General features: G+C 67.1%; 15 protein-coding genes. 2 read left to right on the forward strand and 13 right to left on the reverse strand.

Translation table 11 applies throughout. The annotated features are described in order from the left end of the window. Window positions 1-22 precede the first annotated feature (22 nt). The 12 genes from ACWD3H_RS13010 to ACWD3H_RS13065 form a co-directional block, all read right to left on the reverse strand. Window positions 23-985: an enoyl-CoA hydratase-related protein gene (locus tag ACWD3H_RS13010; RefSeq protein WP_350929874.1), complete on the reverse strand. Its 963-nt coding sequence runs from the start codon at window positions 983-985 to the stop codon at window positions 23-25. Between the two features lie 33 nt (window positions 986-1018). Continuing rightward, complete coding sequence (locus ACWD3H_RS13015; protein WP_355549248.1) at window positions 1019-2065, reverse strand: LLM class flavin-dependent oxidoreductase; 1047 nt, start codon at window positions 2063-2065, stop codon at window positions 1019-1021. 302 nt (window positions 2066-2367) lie between these two features. Continuing rightward, window positions 2368-3009 (reverse strand): TetR family transcriptional regulator, encoded by a 642-nt coding sequence (locus ACWD3H_RS13020; protein ID WP_451955084.1) that lies wholly within the window; start codon window positions 3007-3009, stop codon window positions 2368-2370. A gap of 84 nt (window positions 3010-3093) precedes the next feature. Beyond that, a complete protein-coding gene (locus tag ACWD3H_RS13025; protein WP_451955085.1) occupies window positions 3094-4632 on the reverse strand; it encodes a long-chain-fatty-acid--CoA ligase in 1539 nt (512 codons plus the stop codon). A gap of 8 nt (window positions 4633-4640) precedes the next feature. After that, complete coding sequence (locus tag ACWD3H_RS13030) at window positions 4641-5696, reverse strand: LLM class flavin-dependent oxidoreductase (RefSeq protein ID WP_451955086.1); 1056 nt, start codon at window positions 5694-5696, stop codon at window positions 4641-4643. A 52-nt stretch (window positions 5697-5748) separates the two neighbouring features. Then, window positions 5749-6513, reverse strand: a complete 765-nt coding sequence (locus ACWD3H_RS13035) for an enoyl-CoA hydratase/isomerase family protein (protein ID WP_451955087.1) — start codon at window positions 6511-6513, stop codon at window positions 5749-5751. After that, a complete protein-coding gene (locus ACWD3H_RS13040; RefSeq protein WP_451955088.1) occupies window positions 6510-7514 on the reverse strand; it encodes an ABC transporter ATP-binding protein in 1005 nt (334 codons plus the stop codon). Before ACWD3H_RS13040 ends, ACWD3H_RS13035 begins: the two co-directional genes overlap by 4 nt. Window position 7515: 1 nt before the next feature. Continuing rightward, on the reverse strand, window positions 7516-8409 hold the full coding sequence (locus ACWD3H_RS13045) for an ABC transporter permease (protein WP_451955089.1): 894 nt from the start codon (window positions 8407-8409) through the stop codon (window positions 7516-7518). Then, window positions 8406-9329, reverse strand: a complete 924-nt coding sequence (locus ACWD3H_RS13050; RefSeq protein WP_350929866.1) for an ABC transporter permease — start codon at window positions 9327-9329, stop codon at window positions 8406-8408. The genes ACWD3H_RS13045 and ACWD3H_RS13050 overlap by 4 nt, the downstream gene beginning before the upstream one ends. Window positions 9330-9338: 9 nt before the next feature. Beyond that, complete coding sequence (locus tag ACWD3H_RS13055; protein ID WP_451955090.1) at window positions 9339-10187, reverse strand: ABC transporter ATP-binding protein; 849 nt, start codon at window positions 10185-10187, stop codon at window positions 9339-9341. 458 nt (window positions 10188-10645) lie between these two features. Then, on the reverse strand, window positions 10646-12055 hold the full coding sequence (locus ACWD3H_RS13060) for an ABC transporter substrate-binding protein (RefSeq protein WP_451955091.1): 1410 nt from the start codon (window positions 12053-12055) through the stop codon (window positions 10646-10648). A gap of 559 nt (window positions 12056-12614) precedes the next feature. Beyond that, on the reverse strand, window positions 12615-13151 hold the full coding sequence (locus ACWD3H_RS13065; protein WP_451955092.1) for a hypothetical protein: 537 nt from the start codon (window positions 13149-13151) through the stop codon (window positions 12615-12617). 701 nt (window positions 13152-13852) lie between these two features. Here ACWD3H_RS13065 and ACWD3H_RS13070 point away from each other — a divergent pair. Both ACWD3H_RS13070 and ACWD3H_RS13075 read left to right on the forward strand, forming a co-directional pair. Beyond that, window positions 13853-14170, forward strand: a complete 318-nt coding sequence (locus ACWD3H_RS13070; protein WP_451955093.1) for an autorepressor SdpR family transcription factor — start codon at window positions 13853-13855, stop codon at window positions 14168-14170. 11 nt (window positions 14171-14181) lie between these two features. After that, window positions 14182-14886 carry an SdpI family protein gene (locus ACWD3H_RS13075; protein ID WP_451955094.1) on the forward strand — a complete coding sequence of 235 codons (705 nt, stop codon included), beginning with the start codon at window positions 14182-14184 and terminating at the stop codon, window positions 14884-14886. A 37-nt stretch (window positions 14887-14923) separates the two neighbouring features. On the opposite strand, the gene ACWD3H_RS13080 is transcribed toward ACWD3H_RS13075, so the two are convergent. Then, window positions 14924-15475 (reverse strand): hypothetical protein, encoded by a 552-nt coding sequence (locus tag ACWD3H_RS13080; protein ID WP_355549271.1) that lies wholly within the window; start codon window positions 15473-15475, stop codon window positions 14924-14926. Window positions 15476-15512: the final 37 nt, after the last annotated feature.

Below are 15512 nucleotides of genomic sequence, written 5' to 3' on the forward strand. Positions count from 1 at the left end.
AACTCTCCCTCGATAGTGGACGTCAGCCGAGCTTTCCTCCGAGCCGGAATCTCGGCGCGACCGCGGCGTCCCGGTCCCTGAGCGCCTGGGCAAGGCCCTTGTCCCGCCGCTCCTTGACGAAGTTGTACTCGCCCTCCGCCAGCGAAAGGTTCGTGGCCCAAGCGTGCCCGATCCAGTTGCCCACCTCGCCGACGCCCTTGCCGCGAGCCTCCATGGCGATGCGCATCATCGACTTGCCGATCATCAGGCCGTCCAGCGGCATGAACGAGATGGCCGTGACGTACTCGTCGACGGCGGCGTCCAGCTCCTCTCTGGGCACCACCTGGTTGACGAAGCCGATGCGCTCCCCCTCCTCCGCGGTGAGGGGCCGCATCGTCAGCATGATCTCCTTCATCTTCTTCAGCCCCAGGTTCTCGATCCACAGGTACATGTCCTGCGGAGCGGAGCCGAGGTAGCGGAAGGCCGGATGGGTGAACTGGGCGTCCGGCGAGGCGACGATCATGTCGGCACCCAGCGCGATCTTCATGTGGCCGCCGTAGCAGTAACCGTGCACCTGGCAGATCGTCGCCTTCAGGCAGTTCGTGACCTTGTTTCCAAGGCTCTCGGAAAGGAGGTTCCTATCCGGGAGGATGCGCTGGCGCTGCGCCGGACGCCCCGCCCGCTCGCCCTTCTTGTTCTTGCCGTAGCCGATGTAGTAGCCCAGCTCGGCGGCGTCCGCACCGGAGCCGAAGCAGTCGCCGTTGCCCTTGAAGACGATCGTCTTCACGTCGTCGTCCACCTCGGCCTCCCGGATCAGGTCGCCGACCCTCTCGAAAGCCGCCACCGGGATGCCGTTCAGCTTCTCCGGGACATTGAAGATGATGTAGGCGACCGCCTTCTCCGGGTCCTTCTCGTACAGCACCGAGTTCTCGATGGCCTTCTCGTCGATCGCCATGCCTTCGGCGTCCCACTGAGAGGCCAGGAGTTCGTACTCGCTCTTCTTCATCAAACTCTCCAGGAACTGGGATTGGGCCGACCGTCAGACCGAGGTGAGCTGGGGAATCACCTTCGCGGCGAAGGTCTCCATCGACTCGATGGCACGCTTGCGGTCAAGTGAGGGAATGTGGAACCAGCCGATGTAGTGGGTGACACCCAGTTCGTCCCGGATCCGGCCGAGGGTGTCGACCACCCGGTCCACCGACCCGAAGGTGCCGCCGTGGGTCAGGGTCTTCTCCACGGTGAGCAGACCGATGTTCCGCTGAACCTTGTCGTAGTACGCCCGCTCCGACTCGATCGCCTCGTCGGAGCCGGGAATCACCTTGCCGACGCTGCGGTAGTAGTTCAGCGCGGCCCCTGCCGCCGCCTGCAGACCGTCCGCACTCCCGCCGACCCACACCTGCTGCATGAAGGGGAGGTCGAAACCGCCGCTCTCGTGCCCGCCTTCGACGAGCGCCTCACGGTAGGAGTCGTAGTTCTCCTTGATCCGCTGCATGGGCGTGAAGCTGGACGACACGATGATGTGGTCGCCGGCCAGCCCGCGCTGCCGGAAGGTCTCCGGTGACGACGTGCCGTGCAGGATCGGCGGCCCTCCCGGAGTCACCGGCTTCGGGAAGACGTTCATGTCGCTGTACTGGAAGTGCTTGCCCTCGTACGACCAGTTCTCCTGAGTCCACGCCAGCTTCAGGATGTCGACGATCTCCGCGTACAGCTCCTTGTTGGCGTTGCGGTCCTTGCCGAAACCTCGGAACTCGCTCGGCTGGTAGCCGCGTCCGATGCCGAGCACGAGACGGCCGCCGGACAGGATGTCAAGCAGCGCGGCGTCCTCGGCGATGCGAAGCGGGTCGTGCAGTGGGACGACGACCACTGCGGTGCCAATGGTGATGTTGCGCGTCCGCTCGGCGATCGCCGTGCCCAGCATCAGCGGATTACCGAGGATCCCGTAGCGCGAGAAATGGTGCTCCGCCAGCCAGCACGAGTCGAATCCCAGTTCGTCGGCGATCTGGATTTCCTCGATGGTGTCTCGCAGCACCTGCGCGTCGTCTCCGTCACCCTCGGCCGGAAACAGATTCATCACGCCAAATTTCATGCTTCAACCCCCTCGTTACATTCCGACCAGTAGGTATGGTACGGGTATCAAACTGAGATCGTCAAGGTGCCGGATGTCTGGACTCCCGGTACTTCCCCGGCGGACGCGTCAGCGTTCGCGGGCCGTTCCACGGCCTCCACCGAACGGCGTCAACGCCGAGGTCAGCAGCATCACAGGGCATCCTCAGAGGCGCGGTCGTCCGAGCGCGCCCCCAGGTTCTCCGCCTACGACGGACACCCCGGGCCCGGTGAGTAACCGGGCACGCGACGGTGCCCGTTTTCTCACACCGACCGGTCGGGACGTTACCGGCTGGAAGAAGCCCCGCTCGTCGGCGAGATCAGTCCTCCGAGGACCAGCTCGGAGAGCTGGTCGGCCACTTCGGAGACGGCCAGCAGGCCGTCAGGGCGGTACCAGTTGTACGCCGAGGTCAGCATGCCAAGGACTCCGAAGCTGGCGATACGTGGCTGCAGGGCCGAGTTGAAAACCCCTTCTTCGATACCTTGACGGATCACCGACTCGTACATCGCGTCGAGCTCGTCGCGCTTTTTCTTTATCGCGGCGAAGCGTTCCTCGGTAAGGAAGCGACGCTCCTGAGTAAACACGGTGACATGGGCGCGGAACTGGTCGATGGCGACCAATGACTCAAGGATGAGCTGCCGCAACCGTTCGACCGGGGTCTCGAATGACTCAAGAATGCGACGGCAGTTCCGGAGCCGGTCGTCGATGTATTCCTCCTGTATCTGCTGAAGGATCTCCTCCTTACCGGAGAAGTGATGATACAAGGCCCCCTTGGTCAGGTTGGCCTCCTTCACGATGTCCTCCACGGACGTCGCGTGGTAACCGCCGACCTCGAACAGCTTCAGTGCACTTGCCAGCAGCGCCCGCCGCGTCTCCGCGGGAGAATAGGTGCCCCGGGGGCCACCTCGTGATGCGGTACGTGCCATGGTTCTCGTCCCCCTTACCTAGAACGGTTTTTCAGTGGTTATCTGCCACACAGGGTAGGGCGTCCGCCGTCACAGTGCGCGAGGTCAGGAGAGGAGCATCGAATCGGTTTTCTCCGAGGATTCCCGTAGCACCCGCTTGAGCACCTTTCCCGAGGGATTGCGGGGGAGCTTGTCCACGAAAGCCACGGATTTCGGCGTTTTGAAGGACGCGAGACGTTCACGGCAGTAACCGAGCAGATCGTCCTCCGCCAGCGTCGCGCCGGCCTTCAGCACGACGTACGCCTTCGGCACCTCCTGCCAGCGCGGATGCGGCACACCGATCACCGCCGTCTCGGACACGAGAGGATGAGTGTAGATCACCCGCTCGATCTCCTGGCTCGCGACGTTCTCCCCGCCGGAACGGATCATGTCCTTGAGCCGATCCGTGATGTAGAGGAAACCGTCCTCGTCCACCATTCCGACGTCACCCGTGTGGAACCAGCCACCCCGCCACGCCTGAGCGGTCAGCTCCTCGTCACCCCAGTAGCCGGGCGTCACCTTCGGGCCGCGGAGCACCACCTCACCCTGAACACCCGGACCGGCGTCGTTCTCGTTCTCATCGACCACCCGATACTCCACGAAGGGCACGGCCGTGCCGACGGAACCACGCTTCGACACGACGTGTGCGACGTCCATGTAGGCGATGGAGCTGCACGCCTCCGTCATGCCGTAGGCCTGGACCAGGCGGGTCGTCGGCAACATCTCCCGGACCTCGCGGTACAGCTCTCCGGCGGCCGCGCCGAAGACGATCCACTTGAGCGAGGAGAGATCCCGCGAGCCGTCCGAGGCCGACCGCAGGCTGTGCAGAATCGCCTGCACGAAGATACCACCGGTGACCTGGTGCTCCTCGATGAGCCTGAGTGCCAGTGGCGCGTCGAACTTTCGCATTATCACCAGCGCCCCGCCATTGAAGAGCGCGCCGACGCCGGGTGAGTCCCAGGCCGCGACGTGGTACAGCGGGGACGAGATGAGGAGCCGGTCGGCCGAGGAGAGCCCGAGCTCGCTCGTCTGGGCGATGACGTTCAGCGCGGCCATGCCGTGCGTGATGATCACGCCCTTTGGACGGCTGGTGGTTCCAGAGGTGTACATGATCCGTTGCGGGTCGTCGAAGGCGACCTCCGCCGACGGGACCTCCCGGCCCGAGTAGTCCGCCAGCACCTGGGAGAAGAGCGACCATCCGGGAGAACCGCAACCGTCACCGTCGAGCTGCACCGACGCCCGCAGACGCAGGTCCTCGCAGATCTCGTGCATGACCTCCACGAACTCGGTCTCACAGATCACCGCGACCGCTCCCGAGTCGCGAACCAGGAACTCGAGCTCCACCCGCTGGAGCCGGTAGTTCAGCGGGACCGCGATGGCCCCGAGCCGGTAAACGGCCAGCACCGCGCAGACGTACTCCGGCGAGTTCATGCCGAGTACGGCGACCCGGTCACCCTTCCCGACACCGCGTTCGGCGAGGAACGCGGCGGTGGCGTGGACCGAGTCGGCGAGACGCCCGTACGTCCAGACGTCCTCATCGGTGATGAGCGCGGGCTCCGTCTCCCTGCGTACCCTCTGAAGATCGACCAGTCGCCCAAAGTTCATCGCGGTCATTAAATTCGGACCTCTCCTATCGATTTCCGGAGGACTTCAGAAGTTTCGCCAACCGGCACCTCCGCCAGCGCGGGGATGACCTCCTCGCCGAGCAGCCGGATCGAGCGCAGCACGTCGGCCTGGGGCATCCCGGTCCACTGCAGCCGGAGCACCACGTCGGTGTAGCCGATCTCCGCGTAGCGGCTCAGCCTCTCGATGACGTCCTCGGGTGAGCCGATCACGGCATGGCCGCTGATCAGGTCGTCCAGCGAGGCACCGTGCTTCCAGCCGCGGTAGTTCTCGTACTGCTCCGCGAGGAAGGCTCCGGCCGCGTCGACGGCGGCCTGTCGTGTCGGGGCGACACAACCCTCTCGCAGCAGCGGGTAGTCACGGTCGAGGGAGCGCCCGTGCTGGACCAGGGCCTCCCGGAACACCGCCATCCGCTCGGCCACCTCCTCGACCGTTCCGTTGGGGGCGACGGCCCAGGCGGCGTCGAGTCTGGCCACCCGGCGCATGCCCACCGGGCCGAAGGCCCCCAGCCAGAGCGGCGGCCCCGAGGGCTCGACCGGCTTCAGCAGCACCCGGGCGCCGTCCAGTTCGCCGAAGGAGCCCGACCTGGTGACCGGCTCCCCCGACCACAGGGCTCGGAGGACCTCGACGTACTCCTCCATCCGTTTGAACCGCTCCTCCAGGGGGATCCCGAACGCGCGGAACTCCACGCTGCGGTAGCCCGCGCCGAGTCCGAGGATCAGACGACCTCCGGAGAGCTGGTCGATGGTCGCGAACTCCTCGGCGAGCGCCAGCGGGTTGTGCAGCGGCAGCAGGTAGACGCCGAATCCCAGCCGGATCCGCTCGGTGCGCGCGGCCAGGTAGGCCACCGTCGACAGTGGTTGCAGGAACTGCGAGCGGGTCAGGTAATGGTGCCCGAGCAGGATGGTGTCGAGGCCCATCTCCTCGGCCAGCGCCACCTGCTCCATCGTGTCGCGCAGCCCCTCGCGGACCGATGCCTCGGGCGTGTAGTGCGCGGAGAGTGACATCCCGACCCGGATGCGACGGGTGGGTCTCGTCTCGGTCATCGTCGTTCCTCCTCGTCGGTCCGTGCCGTTCGCACGGCCGCGTCTGCCTGTGTCATGCGGGCGCCTGGCCGGCGAAACGGCGCAGAGCCGATTCGACCCCGAGCGCCACCCGCTCCCCCTCGTCGGCCGCGGCGAGCCGCCCCACGAGTTCCTTGGTGGCGCGTACCGCCCCGTCCGGATGACCGGAGAGCAGGCCGGCGACCCGCACCGTCTCCTCGTCGTGCTCCGAGGCCGGGACGACCGAGGTCACCAGCCCGTCCGCCATCGCCCGGCGCGCGTCGAACCGCTCCCCGGTCACCGCCCACTCCAGCGCCGCGCGGCGCGTCATGACGGAGAGCAGTTCCGGGATCACGGTGGCGGGCGGCATGCCGAGCCTGATCTCCGGAAGCCCGAAACGGCTGTCGTCCGCCGCTATCACCAGGTCGCAGCGGGTCAGCAGGGCGCAGCCGAATCCGAGAACCAGGCCCGCCGGAGCGGCCACGGTCACCTGTGGCAGTGCGCTGATCGCCGCGAGCAGCCGTCGGCCATGCCGGAAGAACGACGCCAGCACCTCGGGATCGGCACCGGCCAGCCGCTCGAAGTCGGTGACGTCCCATCCGGCGCAGAACGGCCGGCCGGCGGCCCGAAGTACCACGACGCCGATCTCCGGCCGGGATGCCAGCCATTCGAGGGCGGCGACCAGTTCGTCGCAGACCTCCTGTCCGATGGCGTTGCGCCGCTCGGGCCGGGACCAGGTCACCGTCGCCACCGGGCCGTCGGCCACCGAGGCGACGAACCTGCTCTCGGGCCGGCCCTCGGGCGCGGTCAGGGCGCTCATGCCTGGGACGAGGCGGGCAGGAACGCCTCGCCCCGGTCGTTCTCCAGCGCGAAGTGACATCGCGCGTGGTCACCACCCGGGACCTCGACCCACGGGACCTGACCGGTCGTGCAGATCTGCTCGGCGCGGGGGCAGCGCGGGGCGAATCGGCACCCCGTCCAGTCCTCGGTGATCCTGGGAGCGGCCCCGTCGATCGCCTTGATCTCGCCGCCGTCCCAGCTCGGGATGGCCGCCAGCAGGGCCCGTGTGTAGGGGTGCCGGGGACGGTGGACGACGTCCTTCGCCGTGCCCATCTCCACGATCTGACCGGCGTACATCACCGCTATCCGGTTACAGATCTCGCTCGCCAGCATGAGGTCGTGGGTCACGAACACCGTGCCCATCCCGGATCCGGCCGTCAGCGAGCCGAGCAGGTCGACGACCTCCGCCTGGGTGGTCACATCCAGCGCCGAGGTGCACTCGTCGGTGATCAGCACCTCCGGCTCCGTGACCACCGCGAGTGCGATGGCGATCCGCTGGCGCATTCCCCCGGAGAGCTGATGGGGGAAGGAGTCGAGCACCCGATCCACCTCGGTGAAGCCCATCCGGCTGATCACATGAGCGATCCGCGCGTCCCGTTCCTCGGGAGAGAGTTTCGGCAGGTGGGTGCGGACCACCTCACGCAGCTGGCGCCGTACCCTCATCAGGGGGTTGAGCGAGGACGACGCCCCCTGGAAGACCATTCCGACATGACGTCCGCGGACCTTGTCGACGTTCTGCCTTCCCGGCGCCTGGACCTGCTCACCCAGCACGACGACCTCGCCTGAGGCCACCGAGACATTGCGGTCCAGCAAGCCCAGGACGCTCCGCACCGTGGTCGTCTTGCCGCTGCCCGACTCCCCGATGAGACCGAGGATCTCTCCCCCTTCGAGGGTCAGGTCCACGGCGTCCACCAGCACCTGCGTGCCTCGGGCGGTCGCCGCCTCAATGGTGAGATCACGGAGTTCGAGAACCGTACCCATGTCAGTACCTCCGCTTCTTCGGGTCGAGCCAGGAGCGCATGGCGTCACCGAGCAGGTTCACCAGCAGTACGACGATCGTGATCGCCAGGCCGGGGAAGGCCGCGACCCACCAGGCGTGCGAGAGCTGGTCGCGCCCGTCCGCGAGCATCGCGCCCCAGCTGATCTGCGGTGACACCACGCCCAGGCCCAGGAAGCTGAGCGCGCTCTCCGCCAGGATCACCGTTCCTATCTGCAGGGTGGTGAGGACGAGAACGGTGCCGGCGAGGTTGGGCAGCATGTGCCGGAGCAGGATCCGCAGGGTCGGCACACCGGCGCAGCGCAGGCCGAGTACGAACGGACGCTCCCGTAGCGACAGCGTCTCGGCGCGGACCACCCGGGCGTACTGCGCCCAGCCGATCAGAGCCAGTACGAGGATCAGAACGGCGAGAGAACGTCCGCGGCTGGCGATGATCGCGATGGCCAGCAGGATGAACGGCAGGGCGAGCTGCGCCTCGACGAACCGGGAGATCACCGCGTCGGCCGCTCCCCGGTAGAACCCGCTCACCAGTCCGGCCAGCGTGCCGGGGATGGCCCCGGCCAGCATGCCGACGATCGCGATGACGAAGGTGAGCTGGCCGCCGTGGACGATCCTGGACAGGACGTCACGCCCGAGGTGATCGGTGCCCAGCGGATGCGACCAGTTGCCGCCGTCCATCCAGACCGGTGGCTGGAGCGCGTCTCCGAGTGTCTGCAGCGCCGGGTCCGGCAGCGGCAGCAGCGGTGCGGCGAGGCAGATGAGACCGATCACCGCCAACGGCAGCCCAAAGGCCAGCACGGAGCCCGTACCGCGGGCCCGCACCGCCGAGGGCTTCCGCGCGGTCCGCGGGGACTTCTGGATCGTGTTGATCATGGTCATGCGACACCGTCCCGAATTCGCGGGTCCAGGACTCCGTAGAGGAGGTCGACGATCAGGTTCACGACCACGAACACCGCGGCTCCGAAGACCACGATCGCCTGGATCAGGGAGAAGTCCCTCGTCTGAACCGCCTGGGTGGCAAGGGTGCCGAGCCCAGGCCAGGCGAAGACGAACTCGACCGTGATCGCCCCGGAGAGCAGGGTTCCCGCCTGAAGGGCGATGATCGTGATCACCGGGAGCGAGGCGTTCTGGAGAGCGTGGATCAGCACGATCCGCCACCGGGGAATGCCACGGGCCTGGGCGGCGGAGAGAAACGCCTCGCCCAGTACCTCGGACATGCTCGATCTGGTGAGCCGCGCGATCTGTGCCATCGGTAACGTGGACAGTGTCACGGCGGGCAGGATCAGCGAACTGAACCCGGTGGACTGCCCGGCGGGTAGCCAGCCGAGGCTCACCGCGAACAGCAGGATCAGCATCAGACCGAGCCAGAACAGCGGGATCGACTGGCCTATCAGCGCCACGGCCGAGGCCAGCCGGTCCGCCAGCCGGCCTTCCCGCAGCGCGGCCCAGATACCCAGGGGCACGCCGAAAAGCACTGCGATGAACATCGCGGCCGCCGCCAGCTGGATCGACGCCGGCAGCCGGCTCTGGATGAGCTCCAGGTTGCTGGAACCGTATCGGAGCGAGTCGCCCAGGTTCCCGGTCACGAGGTCCCCCAGAAAGTGGAGGTACTGGACGGAGAGCGGCCGGTCAAGACCGAGCTGGGCGTTGAGCTGGGCGACCTGCTCGGCGCTGGCGAGATCACCGAGCATCTCCCTCACCGGGTTGCCGGTACCACGGGCGAGGAAGAAGGCGACGGACACCGCGATGATCAGGGTGGCGATACCCTGCACCGCCTTGCCCGCGAGGAACCTAATCACGTCGGCCTCTCAAAGAACGGGGGTGGGAGATCGATGACCGTCACCGGGGATCGAGTCGTCTGACACATGGGCCTGCTCCGCCGGGTTCACCGTCTGCCTGCCGGGAATCGCCGCCAGTAGCCTGCGGGTGTACTCGTGCACGGGATGGTCGAAGACCTCCGCGGTGACTCCGTGCTCGACGACCTGGCCGCGCAGCATCACGTGCACCTGATCGCAGACGGCGCGCACCACGGCGAGGTCGTGACTGATGAACAGGATCGCCAGTCCCTCGGTGCGACGCAGTTCCAGGAGCAGCCGGAGGATCTGCGCCTGGACCGACACGTCGAGAGCCGACGTCGGTTCGTCGGCGAGCAGCAGGCTCGGGCGGAGCAGCAGAGCGCGGGCGATCGAGACTCGCTGCGCCTGGCCACCACTCATCTGATGAGGCAGCCTGTCGAGCAGGTCGGCGGTCAGCCCGACCTTGGCGAGCAGTTCCTCGTCCGTCACCCAGGCGGTCCGCGCGGAATGAATGCCGCGCAGCTCCCGCAGCCCACGACGCACGCTCTGGCGGGGGTCGAGAGAGCCGTGCGGATCCTGCAGGATCACCTGGATCTCCGCCCTGGCGCTCCGCGAGAGCCGCTTGCCGACCTCGATGCCGGAGACCGTGACCTTACCGGTGGAGATCTTCCCCAGGCCGGCGACCGCCATCGCCAGCGAGGTCTTCCCCGATCCCGACTCGCCGACGACTCCGACGATCTCGCCGGCGCCGACACCGAGTGAGACGTCGTCGACCGCGACGACGGGATGGCCTCTGCGGCCCCGAGCGCGGTGCACGACGGACAGGCGGTCGACGTCGAGTATGCGTCGTTCCTCAGTCATCCGGACCTCCCTTGACGGACAGCGCCTGTGACAGAAAACGGTTCCCCGAGGAGGTGAGAACCCGATGGTGAGCGCGGGCACCGACTCCCGACGGCCATGGAATCGCCACTCCGGCTCAGGTCGGTGATCTCAAACTCACGGTATGGATAACGGCCGGTCGGTATGTTCACCGTAGTGAAGCCGATCTGGACGGTCAAGACATTCCTTATACAAGAAGACATATGTCCCATCAATCACTTACCTATCAGTCGATCGTGGGACGAAGTCGTACAGTGGATCGTCTGCGACTGGGCGCCCGAACGGGAGTTTGCCAATCTCCTTCCCGGTAGGCGCGGTGGCCGGATCCACTCTCGACCGGTCAAAGACCAGGGTTCGAGCCAGAATCCCCCACCGGCCGCTCCGTCACGCGAAGGTGGGGGTCCTCCGCCGTTTCGGCGGAAGACCCCCGGTGCCCCGAATCAGCTGTCAAGCGTGACCTCGTACATCGAGGGGACCGCGTCGAGCGCGGACTTGAACCCCTTGACCTTGTCGGTCATGCCGTAGGAGATCACCTGGTCGTAGAGCACCGCGTTGCAGGCGTCGGAGTCCAGGACCTTCTTCTCGACCCGGTCGTAGACCTGGTCACTCGCCTCCTGCTCCTTCGCCGAGAGCGCCTCCGCGGTGAGAGCGTCGTAGCCCGCCGGGTCGGTGCAGTACTTCACCGCCGCGTTCTTCCCGGTGAAGAAGGCGATGAACGAGTCCGGGTGGGCGAAGACGGGGAAGTTCTGCACCATGTACATCGAGTAGTTCCCGGTGTTGCGCTCCTTGCGGAGCGCGGCGTTCTCCATCGGAACCTGCTCGACCTGGAAGCCCACCGCCTCCAGCATCGCCGAGACCGCCTCGCCGACCTGCTTGTCCTTCGGGTAGAAACCCGTCGTGTACAGATACCGGAGCCTGGGCGTCCCGCCACTGGCGCCGACCAGTGCCTTCGCCTTGGCCTGGTCGTACTTCTGGTAGCCGATCTCGGGCTTCTCCGGAAGCAGGTCGCCGATGAAGTAGGGCGACTTCCGTGCCCCGACGTCTCCGAAGAGCGTCTTGACGATGGCGTCGTAGTCGATCGCCGCCTGCACGGCCTTCCGAAGGTTCGGATCCTTCAGCGTGCCGTCATTCGAGTTCATGCTGAGCGCCATCTTGTAAAGGGACGGCGCGGAGAGAACATTGGTGCCGGGTGCGCTGTCGACTTCCTCGATGAGCTCGTTCGGGAGGTCGGAGACCAGGTCGGCGCCACCGCTCTGCAGCAGTGCGGCGCGGGTGGACGCGTCCGCGGCCCACGAGTAGGTGATTCCCTCCAGCTTGGGCGCACCCCGCCAGTAATCCTTGAACGCCTTGACCGAGAATTTCTGGCCGGCCTGGAGCGAATCGAACTCAAAGGGCCCGGTACCGATCGGCTTGTTCCCGAAATTGTCCCCGGTCACCTCCGCGTAGTACTTCGGCGGCAGGCCCATCGCGGTGGTCAGCACCTTCGGCATCGCGATGTAGGGAACGTTCGTCGTCACCAGCAGCGAGCCATCCGATTCGGCCTTCACGTCCGCGACTCGCGCGTAGTACGGGGCGAAACCGCTTTTCGGCTCGTCCCGATACTTTTCGATGGTGAAAGCGGCCGCTGTAGCGTTCCACTCCTCGCCATTGTGGAACTTCACCCCCTCCCGGACCTTGAATCGCCACTCGGTCGGCGAGACCCGTTCCCAGGAGGTGAGCAGACCGGAGTCGTTCGGCTCCAGCGTCTCCTTGTCGAAACCGACCAACGGGTCGAATACCGGCCCCACGATGCGCAGGGTGCTGTAGAGCGCGAGTGCCGGGTTGAAAGTAGCCGGCTCCGCCGGGAGCACCACTCTCAGTGGGTGCGCGCCGGAGGCGGAACCGCCGGCCGCCTGACCAGAGCTGGTCCCCGCTGAACTCGAACACGCGGTCAACATGATGACCGCCATGGACAGGACTGACAGTAGACGTACCTGCCGTGTACAACGCCGAAGAGATCGCATGGCGCTCCTGTAGAACGACTCGCTGGGGGGAGGGAGAAGGACGTGTGCGTCTACCGCGTGATTCGCGGAGACGTTGGGTCGCGGAGCGTTCTCCACTACGCGACTTCAGTTCCAACCGGTCGGGATGTAACCGTAGCCGCGTGATCTAGATCATGTCAACGACAAGGGATTGTTACCCACCGTTAACGTTGCCGGAAGAATGAACCGGTGTACGGCCCGGGGCGAAGAGCCGTCGCGACCTGGCCGCCACCGGAGAATCGCCGGAGATCTCCGGCCGGAGGCGTGAGCGCCCGGCCCGGTCGGGCGCGCTCAGCCGCATCGGCTGAGCGCGCCCGGTACCACGGACCCGGCGGAGCCGGAACGGCCGGCCGGTCCGATCTCATCTGGCGAGTTCGACAGCGAATGCTCAGGGGGTCGGGGTCGGGCTGGGGGGCACGGTGTCCGTCACCGTGGGAGTCGGCTCGGGCGTGGGCACGGCCGGGGTCTCCGTCGGCACCGTCGGGGCGTCCGTGGGCGTCGGGAGTGGCGGAGCGGTGGGAGTCTCGACGGGCGGGGTGGGACAGGGGGTGGGGGTGGGGGTGCGCCACCTGCCATCCGGCCGCCACTGCCTGGGGAGCCACCAGCCGTCACCGCGCCAGAACCTCTTACTGGGCCGCGACAGGTCGAAGACGTAGGCGGCGGTCGCCGTCTCACCCTGGGTCGTGGCGGTCACCGACACCCAGTCGCCCTGCCTGACCTCGTTGCCCCGCCGGCCCGCGAGGGTCCGGGTGGAGTCGTCGATCACGTACGCCCTCTCGAAGCCGTCCTGACTTCTCACCGTGATCGAGTCCTCCGTCAGGGCGATCGCCGCCCCCGTCTGGGCGAACACCGTGAAGCCACAGCCGTCCTCCGCGGGCAGGACGAACTCGCCGTGCAGCGCGCCGGGGAATGCGATCAGGGGCACCTGCGGCGCCGTGGTGGCGGTGGGCGTGGGAGTCGGGGTGACCGTCTCGCTGGGAGCCGGCGTCTCCGCCCCTGTCGGCGAGCTCGTCGGAGACCCTGTCGGCGATCCTGTCGGGGACCCTGTCGGGGACCCTGTCGGGGCGGGCGGCGGCGGTCCCGCCGACGCCGCGGACACGCCGACGCCACCCGAGGCCGCCAGCACGACGGCGGTGGCGAAGACCAGTGGACGCGAAACGCGCCGGTGTGGTCCGCCCGCTCCGCTCGACAGGGCCCCGTTGGGCCTGTCAGGGTTTGTTAGCGTCACCTTGTCCTCCATCTGGCTTGATCCGGAACCAGCGGCGGCGTCCAAGGGGTGCTTCCGCCTGCCGCCGAGACCGAGGACCACTGCCCGGCCGTGATCCTCCGTCGATGGGCGCGGGGAAGACTGCCCGCTTCTATCCCCCCCATGCCGACGGAACAGTCACTCAACGCCCGAATCCGGATATTCCACCAGGTCACCGTGGCATTTCGCGGATCAAACAAATCGGCCGCGGCCGCGCCTCGCCGGAAGGCGTCGCCGAGGCTCCCGAAGGGGAATCCTCACATACCACCCCAAACCAGGACTCTCCCTCGGCACCTCCGAGCGCGGACGGAGCACAGAGACGCGCTACCTTTCCCTCACGTAGGGTATATTTCGGTTATTAGCTAATAAGGGAATAAGCTGTGAATCGGGTCTACGAGGCGCTCGCGCATCCGACTCGCCGCCAGATTCTCGCGCTGCTCCGGCAGTGCGACCGGTCGGCGGGCGAGATCGCCGACCACTTCGACATTTCCAAACCCACCCTGTCCGGCCACCTCCGCCTGCTCCGCGAGGCCGGTCTGGTCTACGGCGAGCGTAGGGGAACCTCGATCATCTACCACCTGCACGTGTCCCTGCTGGAGGAGTCCCTGGACGCGCTGCTCGATCTGTTCAAGATCGGAGACGCCAGGCCACCCGATCCCGTCCAGCCCTCATCGCCCCCCCGCCACGACCACGAATGAGAGGGACATCGATGACCGAGAACATCACCGACGACAGGACCGTGAACCCGCGTCCCGGGCTGATCGGCGGCGCCGTGGCGCTGCTCGTCTCGGCGGGCGTCTCGATCTGGGGTTGGACGCAGATTCCCGACGACGCCCTGCTGCCGGTGCACTGGGGTCCTTCCGGTGAGGCCGACCGGTTCGCGGGCAAGGTCGAGGCGCTGGGCCTGCTCCCGCTGATCATGCTGGGACTCTGCGTGATGTTCGTCGTGCTGCCGCGCCTGCTCCCCCGCCAGGGGAACATGGCGAATTCGGCCCACGTCTACACCGCGGCCTGGATCGGCTCGCTCGCCCTGCTCACCGGCATCCACACGGTCGGCATCGTCAACGCCACGGGTGGCGAACTCCCCGTCGTCCGATTCGTCATCGCCGGGACGGGGGCGCTCTTCCTGGTGCTGGGCAACTACCTGCCCAAGAGCCGCAGCAACTGGGCCGTGGGAGTACGCACTCCCTGGACGATGGAGAGCGAGCGCTCCTGGCAGCGCACCCAGCGGCTGGCCGGCCGGCTTTTCGCCGCCCTCGGCGTGGTCCTGCTCGTCGTCGCGTTCCTGCTGCCGATTCCCGCACTGTTCCCGATCGTGCTCGTCGGGGCGGTCATCGCGAGCCTCATCCCGCTGGTCTACTCATGGTGGATCTGGCGTGCCGAGCAGGGTGGATCGGCGGACACCGGAAGGTAGGGTCGCCCCGCGCATCGGCGGGGACGGCAGGGGCCGGTCAGGAGTAGGCGGCGACCATGCCGACGACGACGCCGGCGAGCGAGAGCGCGGTGAGCACGGAGCCGAAGCGGACCGCGGCACGCCTGCCATGCCGCGCCTTGGCGAGGTAGAGGAGCACGTACGGCAGGAAGGCGAACACTCCGACACCGAGGAACGGCATGGTCAGCGCGGCCAGGATGCCCGAGGTACCGGTCGCGACGGCACGGTCGCCCTCGGGAGTGAGCTGTGCCCGCCTGACGTCACCGGCTGTGGAGTCGGGTGAGGCGTCGACCGGGATCGCGGCGCCACCGCCGTCGGGCGCGAAGCTGCCCTTGCAGTCGTAGCGGCCCTTGCCCAACTCCTCGCACGAGATGACCGTGAGGGTGCCGGGGGTGCCGATGGAGCCGGTCGCGAGCTTGAGGCCGGAGACCGCGAACACGAAGGGCGACACTCCCAGCCCCACCCAGAGGAGGAGCAGGAACGCCATGCCGACCCGCCCCGGCGTGCGGCCGGGACCGGGGGTCGGCACCGGCTGGAAGGCGTTCGCCACGTCGTCGAATGCGTTGCTCATGCGAACAGGTTGGAGCATGCCACTTGCGAATTACCTG

Source organism: Streptosporangium sp. NPDC002607, assembly GCF_053592655.1.